Here is a 19,171-nt window from a genome sequence, read left to right as displayed (position 1 = left end):
CCCACTTTTGCGCGCGATGCTTTGAAAGGGAGAGCGAATATGATCAGCATGGCCCGCTTCGGCACCCGCGACCTCGACGGCGCGAAGCGTTTCTATGACGGCATTGCCGGACTGCTGGGTGCGGTGCGCGCCTATGACCGGCCCGATCTGGTCGCCTACAAGACGGCCGAGGGCGGCATGCTGCTGATCGGCATTCCGTTCGAGGGGGATGCAACGCCGGGCAATGGCAATCAGGTCGGCATCCAGGCGGACAGCCGGGCACAGGTTGATGCGGTCCATGCCCGCGCGCTCGAATTGGGCGGCAAGTGCGAGGGCAAGCCCGGCATTCGCGGCGATGATCCCAACGGTTTCTACGGCGCCTATTTCCGTGATCTCGACGGCAACAAGATGACGATCTTCCGCTTCGGCCCGCCCGACGCCTGATTTACAGCAGGCTGCCGCCGTCGACGGGATAGACTTGGCCGGTGATGAAGCCGGCCTGGTCCGACGCCAGATAGACGGCGAGCGAGGCGACTTCCTCGGCAAAGGCGACCGGGCGGCCCAGCACCGTCTGGCGCGATCGCTTCTCCATGTCCTTCGGGCTGGTGCTGGCAAAGGCCCGGCCGAAGAAGTTGCGATCGGGATGGAATCGGCTGCCGCTGGAGAAGGCGGCGGGATCGCGCGAGACCGTGCCATAGGGGGCAACGCAATTGACGCGGACGCCGTGCGGTCCGACTTCCTTCGCCAGCACTTTGGTAAAGCCGTGGACCGCCGCCTTGGCCGCAGAATAGACGGGCAGCATATAGTCGCCCACGATACCCGCGGTGGAGCCGATATTGACGATCGCGCCCGCCTTGCGCGCGATCATGCCGGGCAGCACTGCATGGGTCATGCGCAGCAGCGTGCCGAGGTTGAGGTCGATGTCGCCGGCCCAGCTTGCCGGATCGGAATCGACGAAGAATCCCGCGCCGATATTGCCGCCGACATTGTTGACCAGGATCGCGACCTCGCCCAGCGCGGAGGCCGCCGCCAGTATCTGCCCCGGCGCGGCCGGATCGCTGAGGTCGGCGGCCACGAAGCGGGCATCCTGCGCGCCGGCGGCGATGGCCTGCTCCACCAGCCGGGCGCCGGCCGCCTGATCGCGCCCCACCGCGACCAGCTTCACCGCTTCGGCCGCCAGCCCCAGGCTGATGGCCCGGCCGATATTGGCGGTCGCGCCGGTCACGATCGCGACCCTGCCCGTCATTTGCATGTCCATTGCGCTCTCCCCTCTCATGCGCCATCGGCTGGCGATCATGCAGGGGGAATGGGCGGGCGCAAATCGCCTGGGGGATCAGTGACGATCTGGTGGAATCGCGATGGCGATATGTCGCCATCTGCAAGGCGGCCGGGCTTCTCGGGCCGCCAATATCAGGCATAACGAGAATCAACCAAAGCAAAAAAGATCACTGCATCAATGGTGACTCAATAGTCAACATGATGTTTATTTGGGGAGGCTTCACTTATGAATCGCATGTCGGCCTATTATTTGATCGGCGCGAGTGTCGCGGCACTCACCATCGCGACGCCGGCTCTTGCCCAGGCGCCCGAGGAACAGGCTGCAACCAGCAACACCGGTTTCGACGCCCAGATCATCATCGTCGAGGCGCGTCGTCGCGGCGAAGACATTCAGGACGTGCCTGCGGTGGTCAACGCGGTCACCGAACAGGCGATCGGCAACCTCAACATCCGCACCTTCAACGAGGTCCAGGCGCTGGCGCCGGGCCTTGAACTGACCAACAATGCCAATGGCATCGGCGGCAATGCGCGCCTGCGCGGCGTGAATTTCGACGCCAATGCCAGCGGCAACAGCGGCACCATCCAATTCTACTTCAACGACGCGCCGCTCTCGCCGGGCGCCGTGCTGCAGCAGATGTACGACATCGGCCAGATCGAAGTGCAGCGCGGGCCGCAGGGCACGCTGCGCGGCCGCGCCTCACCGTCGGGTTCCATCACCATCACCACGCGCAAGCCCGACCTCAACCAGTTTGGCGGCTTCATCGACTGGACCGGCAACGATATCGGCACACTCAACTTCAAGGGCGGCCTCAACCTGCCGATCATCGAAGGGATCGCCGGCATCCGCGTGTCGGGCGTCTGGAACGAGGATGATGCCGATCGCGTGCGGCCGCTCAGCGGCGGGCCGAGCCCCTGGTCGCGCACCAAGAGCACGCGTATCGTCGGCACGATCGAGCCGACCGACTGGCTGAAGCTGGAGGGCACCTATCAATATATGGACCGCGATGCGCGGACCTATGACCAGGCGATTTCCTTCAGCGAAGCCAATCCCGACGCCACGCCCAGCCCGGTGCTGATCACGGCCAAGGATCGCCTGTCGATCCAGGAACAGCCGCGCATCATCAACCAGCGCTTCGACATCTTCAACTGGCGGTCGGAACTGGCTTTTGCCGGCCAGCGCCTGATCTATCAGGGCATGTATACCAAGCAGAAATTCCATTCGACCGACAATGTCGACGATGGCAATTTCTTCATTGGCCGCGACGTCAATCAGGTCACCGACACGGTGGCCAAGGAAACCTCGCATGAAATCCGGTTGCAGAATGAAGAACGCGTCTTCGACATGTTCGACTATGTCATCGGCTTCTTCGACGACCGGCTTAACCCGCCGACCCACCTGACCTCGCCGACCATCGTGCGCCTGCCTGCTGCCCTTGGCGGTCGCATCGCCTCGGTCGTGCAGACCGAGATCGACCGCACCGGCAAGTCGCACGAACAGTCCTTCTTCGGCAACCTGACCGCCCATTTCGGCGAGGCGACGGAGCTGGCGGGCGGCCTGCGCCAGATCAAGTACAAGTCGAACAACTATCTGGCGGTCAATGGCAACACCATCGCCGCGGACTCGCAGGATACCGACAAGCTGATCTACAGCGCGTCGATCAAGCATAATTTCACGCCGGACTTCCTGGTCTATGCCGCCACCGGCAGCTCCTTCCGTCCGGGCATCAACGTGGTCGGCGACTTCAACATCGCGCCGTCGGCGCTGGAGCGGTCTTTCCTCGACCTGCCGCCCGAAACCTCCAAATCCTATGAGCTGGGCTTCAAGAGCACGCTGATGGGCGGGCGGATGCGCTTCAACGTCACCGCCTATCACCAGAAGTACAAGAATTTCCCCTATCGCGTGCCCAACAACGGCGTTTATTATGTGAACACCGTCGCCGTCCGCAATGCGGCCGGCCAGGTGACCGGCACCGCGCAGCAGGTCGGCTCGTTCAACTTCGTGGGCGCTGTCCCGGTCGAGGTGAACGGCGTGGAGAGCGAACTGGGCTTCGACATCACCCGCAGCTGGAACGTCAACCTGACCGGCAGCTATTCGCTCGGCAAGATCAAGAACGGCACCATCCCGTGCAACGACCTGAACGGCGACGGCATCCCCGATCCGGTCGGCAATGCGCCCAGCCTGGCGGAACTGCAGGGTGCGGTCGGTGCCGACAATCTCTCGGCTTGTCAGGTGAACCAGCGCGCGGCCTTCCTGCCGCCGATCACCGCCACGCTGCAGAGCGAGTTCCACACGACCATTTCGGGCAAGACCGACGGCTTCATCCGTGGCCTCGTCAATTATAACGGCAAGTCGAAGGGCGATCCGGGCAATAATTATGACGACGTCAGCGCCTATGCGCTGGTCAATCTCTATGCCGGTATCCGCGATCCCGATGGCGGCTGGGAAATCTCGCTGTTCGCCAAGAATCTGTTCGACACGACCAAGGTGCTGACGCGGACCACCCCGCTCTTCACCGGCTATCAGCAGATCACCGGCTTCACCGCGACCGGCGCGACCACGGCGGCGGCGACCTATACCAGCACCTATACCGGTGCCACGGTCACCCCGCCGCGCGAATTTGGCGTCAATCTGCGCTTCGCCTTCGGTTCGCGCTGATCCATCCGCGCCAAGGGCCAGACGATCGGCCGGGCAGCCCCAGGGGGTTGTCCGGCCGATCGGCGTTTGGGGCCATGGCCTTCGCGGGAGCGATGAGGGCGCGACCGCCGGGCCGCAGCGATTGACTCTGGCCCCGGAGCGGGCAGGGATGGAGCCGATCAACAGGGCTGATCATTATAGGCTCTGAACGATCAACCTAGGTGAGGCAGCATGACGGACATTCGGAAAAGGCGCGCCCGCGATCCCGTGGCGACCCGTGAGGCCATATTGGAAGCAGCCCGTGCGCTGCTGGCCAAGGATGGGCCGGATGGCGTCAGCCTGTCGGAAGTGGCCCATCTCGCCGGCGTCAATCGCGGCACCGCCTACCAGCATTTCGAAACCCGCGAGAAGCTGATCGAGGCGACTGCGGACTGGGTGTCGGAACGCATGTTCCGTTCGGTCTTCGGCGATCCCGAGACGATCGGCGAGCGCCGGGTCGAGGAAGTCGACATTGCCGACACCACCGACCGGCTGGCTTTGTTCGCGATGGACAATCCCGAGCTGTGCCGCATCTGGCTGCTCCAGCTTCTGGCCTCGCCCGATCCGATGGCCGATCCCTTCTGGCGCGAATATGAAGGTTCGCTCCAGCGCTTCGCCAACAGCGATCTCGCCGAAGACGGCGTCGATGCCGAAGTCCTGTCGGTGCTGATGCTGGCCGGTGCCTTTCTCTGGCCGATCTGGGCGCGCAGCCATGCGCGCGAAGAGGGGGAACGGCGGGCCCTTGGCCGTCGCCTCGCCCAGGAATGCCTGCGCCTGTGCATGTTCGGATCGATGCGCAGCGACAAATTCCCCGACATTGCCGAGCGGCTCGGCCGTCCGCTCGCGCCGCTCCCCAGGGTGGCCCAGGGATAGGCTGCCCGATTTCCCTTTCTCTCTTCAAGAAGGACCGACCGCATGTTTTCCGCCATCCTGATCGAAAAGACCGATGACAAGCAGAGCGTGTCGCTCGCGCAGGTCGATGAGGCGCAGCTACCCGAGGGCGATGTGACCATCGACGTCGATTATTCGACCCTGAACTACAAGGATGGCCTGGCGATCACCGGTGCCTCGCCGGTGGTGCGCAAATTCCCGATGGTGCCCGGCATCGATCTGGTCGGCACCGTCCGCAGTTCCGATCATGGTGACTGGAAGGCCGGCGACAAGGTGGTGCTGAACGGCTGGGGCGTGGGTGAGGGCCATTGGGGCGGCCTCTCCCAGGTCGCCCGGCTGAAGGGCGACTGGCTGGTGCCGCTGCCCAGCGCTTTCACGCCGAAGCAGGCGATGGCGATCGGCACGGCCGGCTATACCGCCGCGCTCTGCGTCGAGGCGCTGATGAAGGCGGGCGTGACCCCCGACCAGGGCGAAATCCTCGTCACCGGCGCGACCGGCGGCGTCGGCAGCGTTGCGGTCGCTTTGCTCAAGAAGGCGGGCTTCACCGTGATCGGCTCCACCGGCAAGTCGGCCGAGGGCGACTATCTCAAGACGCTGGGCGCCGACGGCGTGATCGACCGTGCCGAACTGTCGGAAAAGGGCAAGCCGCTGCAGAAGGAGCGCTGGGCCGGCGTGGTCGACTCGGTCGGCAGCTTCACCCTCGCCAATGCCTGCGCCCAGACCCGCTATGGCGGTGCGGTCGCGGCCTGCGGCCTCGCCCAAGGCGCCGATTTCCCGGCGACCGTCATGCCCTTCATCCTGCGCGGCGTGCGCCTGCTCGGTGTCGACAGCGTGATGGCGCCCAAGCCCGTGCGCCTCGCCGCCTGGGCGCGGCTGGCGCGGGATCTCGATCCGGCACTGCTGGAGGTGATCGCGCAGGAAATCTCGCTCGGCGATGCGATCGGCGTCGCCGCCGACCTGCTCGCCGGCAAGGTGCGCGGCCGCGTCATCGTCGACGTCAACCGCTAAGCCGATGGCTGCGCTCTCGATCGTCGCCGGCCCGCCTCTGTCGGAAGAGGAGGGCCTGGGCACGCTGACGCTCGGCGGCTGGCTGCGTGAGGTCACGCAGGCCCATGCCGGGCGGGAGGCGCTGGTCTTCCACGGACCCGATGGCGTGGTCCGCTGGAGCCATGACGATCTGTGGGCGCAGGCCAATGCGGTCGCCCGGTCGCTGGTCGCCTGTGGCGTGGGCAAGGGCACGCGCGTCGGCGTGCTGATGACCAACCGGCCGGAATTTCTCTCGGCCGTGTTCGGCGTGGCGCTCGCCGGCGGCGTCGCCGCCACGCTCAGCACTTTCTCGACCCCGGCCGAACTCGACCATCTGGTCCAGTCCTCGGCCTGTTCCGTGCTGCTGCTGGAGCGTAATGTCCTCAAGAAGGATTTCGGCGCGATCCTCGCCGATCTGGAACCGGCGATCGGCGTCGCCGGCGACGGCCGGCTCGTCTCCACCCGCTTCCCCTTTCTGCGCCATCTCGCCGCCGTCGACGGAGCGATGGACCGGATCGAGGGCTGGAACGACTTCCTCGCGCGCGGTGACGCGGTCGATCAGGCGCTGGTCGATGCCGCTGCCGCCACCGTCATGCCGGCCGATCCGGGCGTGCTCTTCTTCTCCTCCGGCTCCACCGCCAAGCCCAAGGGCATCATCAGCGCCCATCGCGGCCCGACCCTGCAGCTCTGGCGCTGGAAACGCTTCCTGCAAGCGAAGCCCGACGCCCGCGCCTGGTCGGCGAACGGCTTTTTCTGGTCGGGCAATTTCTGCATGGCGATCGGCGGCGCGCTGACCGGCGGCGGCAGCCTGATCCTGCAACAGACCTTCCAGCCGGCGGAAGCGCTGAGCCTGATGGAAGCGGAAAAGGCGACCATGGCCTTTGCCTGGCCGCATCAATGGGCGCAGCTGGAAGCCGCACCCAATTGGGGCGATGTCGATCTGTCCTCGCTATATTATGTCAATCCGGCCAATCCGCTCGGCCGCCATCCGACCGTCAGCACAAACTGGCAGGAGCCGATGGCCGCCTATGGCAATACCGAAACCTTTACGATCAGCTCGATCTTCCCGTCGGGCACGCCCGAGGAGCGGATCGCCGGCAGCCATGGCGCGCCGCTGCCCGGCAACATCTTCAAGATTGTTGATCCGCTCACCGGCGCGGTCGTGCCGCTCGGTGAACGGGGCGAGATCGCGGTCAAGGGACCGACCTTGATGCTGGGCTATGTCGGCATCCCGCTCGATGACTCGGTCGATGGTGAGGGCTTCTTCCGCACCGGCGATGGCGGCTGGTTCGACACGGAAGGACGGCTGCACTGGGAAGGGCGGCTCAACGACATCATCAAGACTGGCGGCGCCAATGTCTCGCCGATCGAGATCGACAGCGTCATCAAGACCTGTCCGGGCGTCAAGGTGACCCAGACCGTCGGCGTCCCGCATGAGACGCTGGGCGAGCTGGTGGTCACCTGCATCGTCCCGCATGCGGATGCCACGCTGGACGAGGACGGCATTCGCGGCTTCGCCAGGGAGCAACTGGCCAGCTTCAAGGTGCCCCGTCGCGTCCTCTTCTTTGCCGAGAGCGATCTGGAACTGACCGGCAGTGCCAAGATCAAGACCGCCGACCTCAAGACATTGGTGGTGAAGCGGCTGGAGGTCGAGGCGGCGTGACCGATCCGGCCGGGCACTTGCCGGCGCCGCAATGCCTTGGTCGCCGGTCGCTGCTGCTGGGCGGTGGCGCGGCCTTGTTGCTGCCGGGCCAGACGGCGGCGAGGCGCGGCGCATCGACGCTGGGCCTGGCCGACACGACCGTGCGCAAGGAACTGGCGCGCGACTATGCCGGTACGCTGCGTGCGGTGGCGGCAATGGGCTATGGCCGGTTCGGCTTCCGCCTCGCTTCCTATGTCGCCAACGACCCGTCCGAACCCACGCCGCAGGACAAGGCCCGCATGGTGCGCGACGCGGGCATGACGGTGGGCGTGGTCCGGCTCGGCGTGCGCGGCGCAGACTATGACCGGCAGTTCGATCAGGCGGCGGCGATCGGCGCGAACATCGTCGCGCTGACCACCGCGCCGATCTTCATCGCCAGCCGCACGCTGGGCCAGACGACCCGCGCCGCGCTCGACGCCTATATCCCGCAGCTTGCGGCGCTGGGGGGAAAGGCGAAGGCGGCCGGCCTGACGCTTGCCTATCATAATCACTGGTATGATCTGATGCCGATCGACGGCGACCGGCCGCTCGACCTGATGGCCAGCCGGATCGCGCCGGATCTGCTCTCGTTCGAGGTCGACCTGGCCTGGGCCTGGTATGCCGGCGTGGCGCCGCTCGAACTGCTGGCCGCGCTGGGACCGCGCGTGGTGTCGATGCATCTCAAGGACATCGACCGGAACCATGGCACGGCGATCACCGACCATGCGGTCACCCCCGGCCGTGGCGAGATGGACTATGCCGCGCTGATGCCGCGCCTCGCCCGGCTGACCCGCGCGACCGGCTATGTCGAGGTGGACAATCCCCAGGATGGGCTGGCGGCGGCACGCGCCGCCATGGCCTATCTGCGCGGGCGATAGGGTTTCAAACAGAATAGGAGGCAGAGGATGGCGGGACGTTTCGCGGGCAAGACCGTGCTGGTGACGGGCGGCGCGGCGGGGCTGGGGCGCGCCTATGCGCTCGCCTTCGGCGGCGAGGGCGCGCATCTGATCCTGGCCGACATCAACGAAGCGGGGCTGGCCGAGAGCAAGGCGCTGGTCGAACAGCTTGGCGCCACCGCCGCCGTGCATCGCGTCGACATGAGCGACGAGGCCGATATCCAGGCCTTCGCTGCTGATGTGCTGGCCGTCCATGACCGCCTCGACGTGCTGATCAACAATGCGGGCCTCCATGCTGGCGAGATTGCGCGCGGTTTCTTCGGTCTGGGTCAGGCCAAATGGCAGCATTATTTCGCGGTCAACACCATCGGCCCGCTGCTGCTGGCCGAAGCGTTGCGACCGGCGCTGGCGAAGGCGAAGGGCGTCATCATCAACAAATCGTCGATGGCCAGCTACAACCCGGCCACCGCCTATGGCATCACCAAGGCCTCGCTCAACATCTTCACCCATGCGATGGCGATGCAGTTCGGCCAGGACGAGATACGCTGCGTCGGCATTGCGCCGGGCCTGATGGCGACCGAGGCGGCGCAGGACGGTGTTGCCGCCGACAATTGGGAACGGCTGAAGGGCATGCAGTCGGTCAAGCGCCAGGGCACGGCCGAGGATATCGCCAATCTCGGCCTGTTCCTCGCCTCCGACGAGGGCAGCTTCATCAATAATCAGGTGATATTGTGCGATGGCGGCAACCAGATGCGCGGTTTCCGTTTCTGATGGCCGCGCCCGATTTCGCCGACTGGCTGGCCATCGCCAATGTGAAGGCGCGCTATTGTCGCCTGCTCGATACCAAGGATTGGGACGGCTTTGCCGCGCTGTTCACGCCCGATTTCCGGCTCGACGCGACCGGATCGGGCGGCCCGCTGCTGGAGGGGCGCGACGGTGCGATCGCCAGCGTCCGCGCCTCGATCGACGCCGCGCGCACGGTCCATCATGTCCATTCGCCCGAAATCGTCATAGACGGCGATGCAGCGACCGCCATCTGGGCGATGCAGGACCATCTGGTCTGGCCCGATGGCCGCAGCCTGATCGGCCATGGCCATTATCATGAACAATATCGCCGCGAAGACGGCCAATGGCGCATCGCCCGATCCCGCCTCACCCGGCTGGCGATCGACATGAAGGCGCGACCGGCCTGAACGGGAAGGCGGGCACCATGTCGTCATGCGTGGGGGATGTTGCCTTGTCCGCGCCACATATCTCCTCGATAAGGGATCATGACAGATCAAAGACATGATGCGGCCACGACGCTGGACCGCATCCAGCAAAATTTCCTGGCACGCTCCGAACGCCAGCTTCTCACCTGGCTGTGCGCGCATATGCCGCGACAGGTCACGCCGGACCTTTTGACCCTGCTGGGGCTGATCGGCGCGCTGATGACCTTCATCGGTTATACCGCCAGCAATGTCGGTGCATCCTGGCTGCTGCTCGCGATCCTGGGTTATGTCGTCCAGTGGTTCGGCGATTCCATGGATGGCAGCCTGGCGCGCTACCGCCGGATCGAACGCCCCTCCTATGGCTATTTCATCGACCATAGCTGCGATGGACTGGTGACCTTGCTGATCCTCGCCGGCATCGGCCTCAGCCCCTATGTCACCATGGATGTCGCCCTGGTGGCGCTCGCCGGCTATCTGCTGCTGTCGATCCACGCCTATCTCTCCGCCCGCGTGCTGGGGGAGTTCAAGCTCTCCTATCTGTCGGCTGGCCCGACCGAATTGCGGCTGATGCTGATCGCGCTGACGGTGATGATGATGGTGCTGGGCGACAAGCCCGGCCTGTTCGGGCGCTGGTCCGGCTTCGACATCTTCGTCGGCACGGTCGGGGTGATCCTGATCATCCTGTTCGTCGGCCAGACGCTGGTGACCGGGCGCCGCCTGGCCGCGCATGAGGCGGCAAACGGCCGGGGCTGATCGCCCCTATCCGCCGCCGGGCTCGGGTCCGAAGGACAGGCCCGACGGCGGCGTCTCGCCTGTCCAATGCGCGCGCTGCGCCGCGACCTGCGCCACCGCCCGGTCCCAATAGGCGCGGTTGTTGGCGAGCATCCTGATGTCGAAGCTGTCGGCGCCGCGAAATTCCAGCACCTCGACGCCCTGATCGCCGGGCACATAGGTGTAGGGGACGTTGGCGCCGACGAAGAAGCCGTCGCCCGCGCCCAGTTCCTCCGTGCCGATGCGCAATGATCCGGCGAGGATGAAATAGAGGCAGTCGACATCATGGCTGTGGCGCGGCAGCGGAAAGCCGCTGCGGAACCAGGCATGGGTGAGGCTGAGGCCCGGCATGGAAAAGAGCAGCCTCACCCGCGTGCCTTCCAGCATGCCCGCCTCGACCGCGGCGATGGATCCTGCCATCTCGATCGGCGTCGGCGGCACCGTCGCCATCAGGCCGCTTTCCTCGAAATCGGTCGCATCCTTCGCGCGGAACAGGGCGAAGCGGGGCGCGGCTACAGGGTCGGTCATCACGCGTCCTTCCGGCATGATTGCCGCGCCAGGATGGGGAGCGCTGCCGACAGGGTCAATTCGCGCCCGCTTCTCAATGCCCCGGCGATCATTGGCCGGCGGCTCTGGCATGTGCGGGGCATCCATGCTGGATTGCCGCCGCACACAGGGTCGGGACCAGCCGGCCGGGCAGCCGGGGACGAGGAATGAGCCTGTATACCACCATCCATTTGCACAATGTCGCGGCCGGCCGGGCGGAGGATTATGCCCGCTGGTTCGACGGCGCGCATCAGGCGGATCTGGCCCGGCTGCGCGGCTTTCGGTCGGCCGATCGCTATGAGGTGACGCCGCAGCAGATCATGCCCGACATTCCCCAACCCTGGCGCTTCCTGTCGGTCTATGAGTTCGACTATGCCGCGCCGGAGATCGACCTGCCGGCGCTAGCGCCCTTGCTGGCCGATGCGCGCGACGCGGGGCTGATCGACGACAGCGACGAAAGCGAGCGCATCCACAGCTACGCCATGTATTCGGACTGGGTCGCCAGCCCCAATCACCAGGCCGACCAGCCCTTTTCCGGGGTGTCGATCATCCTCGCCAATTTCGTCGCCGGGCGGGAGGCGGAATATCATCACTGGTATGACACGGTTCATGGCCCCGAAGTGACCCGCGTGCCGGGCAAGGTGGCGATGAAGCGTGGCCGGCTGTCGCCTTTGCAGGTCGAGCCGCGCCGCTATTGTCCCGGCAGCGACCTGGTCTTCTGTGCCCAGCAGACCGACGACCTGCTGTTCACGGTCAAGGATTTCAGCGCCCGCGCGCGCGGCGTCAGCCCCAGCGGCGTCGCCTTCCAGCCGCGCTCCTCGGCCGGCTCCTTCGCCCGCACGGTCCATTATTTCGCCAGGGTCAGCGGCACCCGCTTCTGGCCCGGCGGCATCGCCTATGATGGCGACCTGTCCGTCTACCCGGCCGATTTTGCCCGGCCGGCGGGCTGAATTTCCCAACTATCGCGCGCGCGATGCGGCGCCATCTTGCCGCGCCGCGGACGACATGCGCAAGTAAATGCCAACAGCACAAGAACAGGTGGAGCGAGAGGTGAGCAAGGTCATCGTCATTACCGGTGCGGGCGACGGGCTGGGACGCGCATTGGCACGGCGGTTCGCGCGCGATGGCGAAACCGTCATTCTGCTGGGCCGCACCCTGTCGAAGGTCGAGGCGGTCGCGCAGGAACTGGGCGAACCCCATTTCGCGGTGGCATGCGATATCGGCAATCCCGATTCCGTCCGCGCCGCCTTTGCCACGATCGCGCAGCGTCATTCTAGGATCGACGTGCTGATCAACAATGCCGCGATCTACGAACCCTTCACCCTGGCCGAAGTGCGCGACGAGCAGATCGCAGCATCGCTCGCCACCAATGTCGCCGGCCCGATCCATTGCGCGCGGGAGGCGCTGCCGCTGCTGCGCGGGGGCGGCCATATCATCAATGTCACCAGCGAATCCGTGCCGCTGAAAATGCCGATGCTGTGGCTTTATGCCGGCGGCAAGGCGGGGTTGGAACTGATGTCGGACATGTGGGCGCGCGAACTGGAGCCCGAGGGCGTGCGCGTCACCGTGGTCCAGGCCGGCATGATGATGGACGAGACCAAGACCGGCAGCAGCTGGCCGATGGATGTCGCGATCCGCTTCGCCCAGGAAAATGCCAAGGTCGGCCTCAACCTGCGCGAGCGCGGCATCAGCCATTATAATTCGGTCACCGACGTCTTCCGCGCCGTGCTCGACATGCCGGCGGACCTGCACATCGGATCGGTCGCCCTGAGCGCGCGCAAGCGCTGACCGGGCGACTTATCCACAACATCCACAGAAGTTATCCACAGGAAGGCAATCATGGCCACTCTTCCCGAAGCCAAGCTCTATATCGACGGCGTGCTGCGCGGTGCCGAAGGCGGCAAGACCTTTGAGGTGATCGGCCCCTGGACTGGCGAGCCGGTCGGCACCGCCGCCGATGCCTCACCCGCCGATGTCGAGGCCGCGATCGTTGCTGCCCGCCGCGCCTTCGACGCCACCGACTGGTCGACCAATGTCGACCTGCGCGTCGCGCTGGTGACGAAGCTGCGCGACCTGTTCCAGGCGAACAAGGAACGGCTGTCGGATCTGGCCCGGCATGAGGCCGGCGCCGCCATGGGCGCGGTCGGCCGTGCCCATGTCGACATGGCGCTCGACGGCTGGGACGATTATCTCGCCGTCTTTCCCAAGCTGGAATGGGAAAAGGATTATGGCGGCCGCACCGGCTATGGCTTCGAAAGCCTGCGCAAGGCGGTCTATGAACCGGTCGGCGTGGTCGCGGCGATCACGCCGTGGAACGTGCCGCTCTATGTGAATGTCGGCAAGGTGGTGGCCGCGCTGCTGGCCGGCTGCACCGTGATCCTGAAGCCCGCGCCCAACACGCCGGGCATGGGCGCGATCTTCGGCGAACTGGCGGCGGAGGCGGGCTTCCCCGCGGGCGTCATCAACGTCGTGTTCGGCAGCGATCCGGCGCTGGCCGGCGAGATGCTGGTCACCGATCCGCGTGTCGATCTTGTCTCCTTCACCGGATCGACGGGCGTGGGCAAGCGCATCATGGAACAGGGCGCCGCCACGCTGAAGCGCGTCTTCCTGGAACTGGGCGGCAAGTCGGCGAAGATCGTGCTCGACGATTCCGCCAATTTCGCGATGGATGTCGCCCAGACCATGCTGGTCTTCCATGCCGGCCAGGGCTGTGCCGTCCATTCGCGCCTGCTGGTGCCGCGCAGCCGCTATGAGGAGGCGAAGGCGATCCTCAAACATGCCTATGCCAGCTTCGGCGACAATTGGGGCGATTTCGACAATCCCCAGCACATCATGGGGCCGGTCATTTCCAAGCGGCAGATGGAGCGGGTGCTGTCCTATGTCGATATCGGCCAGGCCGAGGGCGCGACCCTGCTGGCCGGCGGCAAGGCGCGGCCGGACAAGGGCGGCGGCTATTTCATCGAGCCGACCTGCTTCGTCGACGTCACCAACGACATGCGTATCGCCCAGGAAGAGATTTTCGGGCCGGTGCTGGTGGTCATCCCGTTCGAGGATGATGCCGATGCCGTGCGCATCGCCAATGAAAGCAGCTATGGCCTGTCGGGCGGCGTCAGTTCGGGCAATCTTGACCGGGCGATCAATGTCGCCAAGCAGATCCGCAGCGGATCGATCAGCGTCAATGGCGGCATGTGCATCGCCGGCGACTTGCCTTTCGGTGGCTACAAGGCCAGTGGTGTAGGCCGCGAATGGGGCCTCGAAGGGATCGAGGAGTTCCTGGAAACCAAGCTGATCGCCTGGCGCGCCGCCTGAGGCGCGCGACGGGGCATGGATAGGACGGGTTTTGACGGCAAAGGCATCGATTGCGGCGGACGGGCCGTCGGAACCCAAGGGCCGGGGACGGGCCACCAAGGCGCTGAGCCATAATCTCAATGGCCAGCGCCTGGGTCGCAAGGGGCGCGACACGCGCGAACGCATCCTGGCGGCGACCAACGAACTGCTGGCGGGGCCGGTGGATGTCGAAATCTCGCTGAGCGCGGTCGCGCGCCAGGCCTCGCTCGGCATGACGTCGCTCTATAATTATTTCTCCGATCTCACCGAATTGCTGCTCGCCGTGCTGGAGCCGGTGATGGCCACGGCCGAGGCCGACTATGTCGGCCTGCTGCGGACCCGATGGAGCGAGGAGGAACTGGGCGAGAAGGCGCTGGCCTTCGTCACCGCCTATCATGGCTTCTGGGTCAAGCACTCCCGCCTGCTCCACCTGCGCAACAATATGGCCGATCGCCAGAATGAGCGGATGATGCTGCATCGCGTCCATGCCGCCCAGCCGGTGATGCGGCTGCTGGTCGACCAGATGGATGGCGGCAGCGAAGAGGCCGGATCGCCGGTGTTCAGCATGGGCACCGCGCTGATGACCGGGCTGGAGCGTGTCGTCACCGTCACCACCGACATGGCGCTGCAGAATATCCTCCATTCCCCCCATCCGCTGGCGCGCACCCATTTGCTGCGGGCCGAGGCGCGGCTGATGGAACTGGGCATCCGCGACTATCGCGCGATGCTGCGCGACGCGCGCGTCTGAGAGCAGCGCGCGTTCGACTTATCCACAGGCTTATCGACAGAAGTTATCCACAGCTTTTCCCACGCCTATCTGTGGGAAAAGCTGTGGATAAGTTTGTGGACAGATGAAGGCGCTTGGCATGTGTTTGAAAATCCGGCCGTAGCCGGATTGCCGCACCAGCCCACACCCCCACCCGACCGCCCAGACATGGTATCCTGATGGGAGGCCGGTTGGGGGTGTGGGCTGGTGCCGATGCGCCGGAGGCGCATTTCTCCAAACGAACTCCTATTCCTTCTTGCCGCCAATGCCCTTCAGATAGCGTTCCATCCCCTCCAGATAGGCGGGGTTGAGCATCAGCGCGCTGTTGGCCATGCGTTCGACATGGCGCCCCATGGACGGGCCGACTTCGGCCGCCAGCTCGATCGCGATCTTGGCGGCACCCATCTGCTCGCCATTCTGCTTGGTGAGGTGACGGCAGAAGGCGAGCGCCGCGTCCTCGAAACCCTCGTCGGGCATCACGTCATGCACCAGACCCATGATCAGCGCGCGATCGGCATCGGCCTTCTGGTTGCCCATGATCAGCCAGCGCGCCCAGTGCGGGCCGCAGATGCGGGTCAGGCGACTGACCCCGTTGGAGGCCGGCAGCACGCCGAACAGTCCTTCGGGGAAGGAGAAGGCGGCCGATTTGGCCGCCAGGCGGAAATCGCAGGACAAAGCCATTTCCAGCCCGCCGCCGACACAGGTGGCGTGGATGGCGCAGACGATCGGCTTTTCCACATGCTCCATCTCGTCATAGATGCGCTGCATCCCGTTGAGCTGGAGCCGGTGATTTTCGCGGATGCCGCTGGGCGTGCGGGGATATTCCCTGGGCGACCCGCCGCTCTTCATGTCCGCGCCGGAACAGAAATAGCGACCGGTCGATCGGACCAGCATCACCTTCAGGTCCGGCGTGTCGCGGAAACGGATCAGCGCCGCCTCGAACAGCGCCATCGTCTCGGCCGACAAGGCATTGAGCTTGTCCGGCCGGTTCAGCGTGGCGATGAGGATGCCATCCTGTTCCTGCGTCAGCAGATGGGGGGCTTCGTCCGTCATGCGATCTTCCTCAGGCGCGGGTGCGCGGCAGGCCCAGGCCCTTTTCCGCGATCATGCTGCGATGAACCTCGCTGGTGCCGCCATAGATGGTCGATCCCTGGGCGTGGCGATAGAACATGTTGATCTCCTCCGCCGGCCCCTTGCGCTTGGACAGCGAGGCCGGGGCGGTAAGATCGAGCAGGTCGCGCGCGTCGGTCAGGAACTTCTCCGAACTGAACATCTTGGCCATCGGGCCATAGGCGTGGTTCGGCTTCTTTTCCGACATCACCCATTGGGCGCGATAGGTGATGAGTTCCGACGCCCACAGATTGGCGGCGGTGCGGGCCAGCCGCGCCTGCGCGCCACCATCCTCGATCAGCGGCTTGCCCCTGTGGATATGTTCGCGACAAAGCGCTTCGCCGGCCTGCAGCATCTTGCGCTGATATTTGGCGAAGCCGCCGCCATGTTCCAGCTCCAGGCTGGCGCTCATGGTGCGCACGCCACCGTCAATCTCGCCCAGCCGCCAGCTGTCGGGGATGCGCACGCCATCATAGAAGGTGATGTTGGTACGCTCGTCCTGGAAGGTGTGGACCGGCTGCACCGTCACGCCATCGGCCTTCAGCGGCACGATGAACATGGTGAGGCCCTTGTGCTTGGCCACATCCGGATTGGTGCGGCAGAGCATCAGCACATAGGTGGAGAGGTTAGCACCGGACGTGAACATCTTGGTGCCGTCGATCCGCCAGCTGCCGTCGGCCTCCTGCGTCGCGCGGCATTGCGCCGCGAACACGTCGGAGCCCGATCCGGGTTCGGAATAGCCGAGTGAGCAGATCACCTCGCCGCGCATGATTTCGGGCAGCACCGCCTGCTTCAACTCGTCGGTGCCGAAGCGGTGGATGATGAGCGACACCATCTGCGTCACATTGGCGGCGGGGTTATTATAGCCCTGCTCCTCGAACGCATCCATCGCCGCGGTCTTTTCATAGGCGGACAGGCCCCGGCCACCCACATCCTTGGGCAGGCCGAGATAGAGGAGATTCTGCGCCGCCAGCTTGCGGTTGAGGGTGGGGTTATAGCCCTCCCAGCTATAGTGGAAGGTCGCCCGCATCTCCGGCGTCACATTGGCGGCGAAGAAGGCGTTGATCTCGTCCTTGATCGTCTGCGCGGCTTCGCCCAGGTCGAAATCGACCGGCATCGGCCCGGCGTCGGGCAGGGCGGCGGCCCCATCGGCGTAGAGCCGGCGGCCGGCCTCGTCGAGCCAGCGCTGCGGATCGCCGCCGATCAGCGGCCAGGCCTTGGCCCGCAGATTATAGAGGAAGATGTCATATTCGGTGGTGAGGCCATAGCCGCCGAAGGTGTGGAGCGATTGCGCCACCGCCTTGGCCGCGCTCTGGGCATTCCACCAGGCGGCGATCGATATCGCGCCCCCGGCTTCGGGCGCGCCATCGGCCAGGTCGCGGATCGCCTTCCACACCAGGAACTTGCCGCCGTCGATCTCACAGAGAATATCGGCCAGCGGATGGGAAATGGCCTGGAACTGGCCGATATATTGGTCGAACTGCTTGCGCTCGCAGGCATAGGCGGCGGCAAGCTTCAATGCCTCGCGACCGATGCCAGCCAGACCGGCGGCGATCAGCAGCTTCCATTCCTCGATCCCGGCGGCGAAGGTCGCCAGCGCCTCGGCCCCCGATGCCAGCACCGTGCGCGGATGCGCCGACAGGTCGATCTCCGCGATCGGCGTGGAGGCCAGATTATCCTCCGCCTTGCGCGCCTGTGCCGGCACGGTGACGAGGATGATGTCGTTGTCTGATCGGGCCAGCACCGCTTCGGCTACCAGGCCACCGCCGATCCACTGGACGGGTGTGTCCGCGACATCCTCGAAGGCGAAGCTGGCGACCGCATCGCCCGCCAGCACCCGGCCGAGCAGGTCGGCCGTCGCCTCGCCGCCCAGTTGCGCCAGCAAGCGCGCCGCCACCAGCGCTTCGGCCAGCGGCCCCGATGCCAATGTCCGTCCCGCTTCCTCCATCAGGATGGTCGCGTCGAACAGGCCCAGGCCCAGCCCGCCGGCCTCTTCGGGCACGCGGATCGACAGCGCGCCCAGTTCAGCCAGCCCCTGCCACAAAGCGGAGTCGAAGCCGGTCGGCGCGGCGGCGCGCACCCGCGCCATGCTGCTATGTTCGTCCAGGAAGCGCGCGAACATGTCGCGCATCATCTCCTGATCGTCGGTCAGGTCGAAATTCATGGGGTTCAGGCCTCGGCGGGCGCCGAACGCCGCATCATGACGCTCAGGTCCACCTGGCCAGTGGCGACGCCGCCCATGAAGCCGCCATCGACCGGGAAGACCACGCCATTGACGATGCCGGCCAGATCGCTGTTCAGCAGCACGATGCCGCCCGCCTGTTCGGCCGGGGTCGAGTAACGGCCCATCGGTTCGGCGGCGGCGGCGACCACATCCTTGCCGGATGCGGCCTCGAACGTTGCCATCATCGGCGTCTGGGTCGGCGAGGGCAGGGTGCAGTTGATGCGGATGCCCTTCTTGATGAGATGCGCGCCCATATACTGGGTCCAGACGATCACATTCTCCTTGGAGAAGCTGTAGCCTTCCTTGACCACATCATCGAGATGCGCCTCGCACCAGGCGACGGCGGCGTCATAACCCTTGGTGGTGACGAATTCCATGTTGGTCGGGATGCGGCGGCTCCAGCCCAGCCCGCCGGTGGAGGCGATGCTGGCGATCGCGCCGCCCGGTCCCATCAGCGGCAGCACCTGTTCGGTCAGGTGGCGCAGGCCGATGAAGTTCACCTTCATGACGTCGAGCGGCGGGAAGGACTGGGGCAGGCCGGCGCAGTTGAACAGCGCATCCACCTTGCCGCCGATGCCGGCCACCGCCGCCTCGATCGAGGCCGGGTCGCGCAGGTCGACATTGGTGAAGGAGGCGAGCGGCAGGCTGCTGTCCCTGAAGTCGAGGCCATGGACCTCGGCGCCCAGCTCCAGCAGCAGCTTGGCGGTCGCCTCCCCCATGCCGGAGAAGCAGCCGCTCACGATCACGCGCTTGCCCTTATAGCCCAAAATGTCGCTCATCTCGCTCTCCCG

18 protein-coding genes are annotated in these 19,171 nt (G+C 65.6%); 13 read left to right on the top strand and 5 right to left on the bottom strand.

The genetic code is table 11. The annotated features are described in order from the left end of the window. Window positions 1-39: 39 nt before the first annotated feature. Window positions 40-423, top strand: a complete 384-nt coding sequence (locus tag ACI6S0_RS18105; protein WP_010336478.1) for a VOC family protein — start codon at window positions 40-42, stop codon at window positions 421-423. Window position 424: 1 nt separating this feature from the next. Here the strand turns inward: ACI6S0_RS18105 and ACI6S0_RS18100 are convergent, their stop codons facing one another. Then, window positions 425-1,225, bottom strand: a complete 801-nt coding sequence (locus ACI6S0_RS18100; protein ID WP_434403830.1) for an SDR family NAD(P)-dependent oxidoreductase — start codon at window positions 1,223-1,225, stop codon at window positions 425-427. 258 nt (window positions 1,226-1,483) lie between these two features. On the opposite strand from ACI6S0_RS18100, the gene ACI6S0_RS18095 reads away from it, so the two are divergent. The 8 genes from ACI6S0_RS18095 (at window position 1,484) to ACI6S0_RS18060 (ending at window position 10,389) form a co-directional block, all read left to right on the top strand. Continuing rightward, on the top strand, window positions 1,484-3,913 hold the full coding sequence (locus tag ACI6S0_RS18095; RefSeq protein WP_434403829.1) for a TonB-dependent receptor: 2,430 nt from the start codon (window positions 1,484-1,486) through the stop codon (window positions 3,911-3,913). Between the two features lie 210 nt (window positions 3,914-4,123). Continuing rightward, window positions 4,124-4,804, top strand: coding sequence for a TetR/AcrR family transcriptional regulator (locus tag ACI6S0_RS18090; protein ID WP_010336475.1), 681 nt, complete (start codon window positions 4,124-4,126; stop codon window positions 4,802-4,804). Between the two features lie 42 nt (window positions 4,805-4,846). Further along, window positions 4,847-5,830 (top strand): acrylyl-CoA reductase (NADPH), encoded by a 984-nt coding sequence (acuI, locus tag ACI6S0_RS18085; protein ID WP_434403828.1) that lies wholly within the window; start codon window positions 4,847-4,849, stop codon window positions 5,828-5,830. Window positions 5,831-5,834: 4 nt separating this feature from the next. Continuing rightward, window positions 5,835-7,511, top strand: a complete 1,677-nt coding sequence (locus tag ACI6S0_RS18080) for a class I adenylate-forming enzyme family protein (RefSeq protein WP_434403827.1) — start codon at window positions 5,835-5,837, stop codon at window positions 7,509-7,511. Beyond that, window positions 7,508-8,407, top strand: coding sequence for a sugar phosphate isomerase/epimerase family protein (locus tag ACI6S0_RS18075; protein WP_434403826.1), 900 nt, complete (start codon window positions 7,508-7,510; stop codon window positions 8,405-8,407). Before ACI6S0_RS18080 ends, ACI6S0_RS18075 begins: the two co-directional genes overlap by 4 nt. 27 nt (window positions 8,408-8,434) lie before the next feature. Beyond that, window positions 8,435-9,196 carry an SDR family NAD(P)-dependent oxidoreductase gene (locus ACI6S0_RS18070; RefSeq protein WP_004209045.1) on the top strand — a complete coding sequence of 254 codons (762 nt, stop codon included), beginning with the start codon at window positions 8,435-8,437 and terminating at the stop codon, window positions 9,194-9,196. Continuing rightward, a complete protein-coding gene (locus tag ACI6S0_RS18065; protein WP_434403824.1) occupies window positions 9,196-9,618 on the top strand; it encodes a nuclear transport factor 2 family protein in 423 nt (140 codons plus the stop codon). The genes ACI6S0_RS18070 and ACI6S0_RS18065 overlap by 1 nt, the downstream gene beginning before the upstream one ends. A gap of 78 nt (window positions 9,619-9,696) precedes the next feature. Further along, window positions 9,697-10,389 (top strand): CDP-alcohol phosphatidyltransferase family protein, encoded by a 693-nt coding sequence (locus ACI6S0_RS18060; protein WP_434403823.1) that lies wholly within the window; start codon window positions 9,697-9,699, stop codon window positions 10,387-10,389. A gap of 6 nt (window positions 10,390-10,395) precedes the next feature. Here the strand turns inward: ACI6S0_RS18060 and ACI6S0_RS18055 are convergent, their stop codons facing one another. Further along, a complete protein-coding gene (locus ACI6S0_RS18055) occupies window positions 10,396-10,935 on the bottom strand; it encodes a cupin domain-containing protein (RefSeq protein ID WP_434403822.1) in 540 nt (179 codons plus the stop codon). 185 nt (window positions 10,936-11,120) lie between these two features. Between ACI6S0_RS18055 and ACI6S0_RS18050 the strand changes: the two genes are divergently transcribed. From ACI6S0_RS18050 to ACI6S0_RS18035, 4 genes are all read left to right on the top strand, one after another. Further along, window positions 11,121-11,903, top strand: coding sequence for a hypothetical protein (locus tag ACI6S0_RS18050; protein WP_434403821.1), 783 nt, complete (start codon window positions 11,121-11,123; stop codon window positions 11,901-11,903). A 100-nt stretch (window positions 11,904-12,003) separates the two neighbouring features. After that, window positions 12,004-12,741, top strand: coding sequence for an SDR family oxidoreductase (locus tag ACI6S0_RS18045; RefSeq protein WP_434403819.1), 738 nt, complete (start codon window positions 12,004-12,006; stop codon window positions 12,739-12,741). A gap of 51 nt (window positions 12,742-12,792) precedes the next feature. Further along, window positions 12,793-14,262, top strand: a complete 1,470-nt coding sequence (locus tag ACI6S0_RS18040) for an aldehyde dehydrogenase family protein (RefSeq protein WP_017501853.1) — start codon at window positions 12,793-12,795, stop codon at window positions 14,260-14,262. Window positions 14,263-14,293: 31 nt separating this feature from the next. After that, a complete protein-coding gene (locus ACI6S0_RS18035) occupies window positions 14,294-15,028 on the top strand; it encodes a TetR/AcrR family transcriptional regulator (RefSeq protein ID WP_434403818.1) in 735 nt (244 codons plus the stop codon). A 264-nt stretch (window positions 15,029-15,292) separates the two neighbouring features. On the opposite strand, the gene ACI6S0_RS18030 is transcribed toward ACI6S0_RS18035, so the two are convergent. The 3 genes from ACI6S0_RS18030 to ACI6S0_RS18020 are packed head-to-tail and all read right to left on the bottom strand — an operon-like array spanning window position 15,293 to window position 19,159. Further along, window positions 15,293-16,099 (bottom strand): enoyl-CoA hydratase/isomerase family protein, encoded by an 807-nt coding sequence (locus tag ACI6S0_RS18030; RefSeq protein ID WP_434403817.1) that lies wholly within the window; start codon window positions 16,097-16,099, stop codon window positions 15,293-15,295. Between the two features lie 10 nt (window positions 16,100-16,109). Then, on the bottom strand, window positions 16,110-18,320 hold the full coding sequence (locus tag ACI6S0_RS18025; protein ID WP_434403816.1) for an acyl-CoA dehydrogenase: 2,211 nt from the start codon (window positions 18,318-18,320) through the stop codon (window positions 16,110-16,112). Window positions 18,321-18,325: 5 nt separating this feature from the next. After that, complete coding sequence (locus ACI6S0_RS18020) at window positions 18,326-19,159, bottom strand: coniferyl-alcohol dehydrogenase (protein WP_010336461.1); 834 nt, start codon at window positions 19,157-19,159, stop codon at window positions 18,326-18,328. Window positions 19,160-19,171: the final 12 nt, after the last annotated feature.

It is taken from the genome of Sphingobium sp. DN12 (assembly GCF_051058005.1).
Lineage (GTDB): Bacteria > Pseudomonadota > Alphaproteobacteria > Sphingomonadales > Sphingomonadaceae > Sphingobium > Sphingobium yanoikuyae.
Note: the sequence above shows the minus strand (reverse complement) of the source record. Positions and strands in the feature narration are given on the sequence as shown.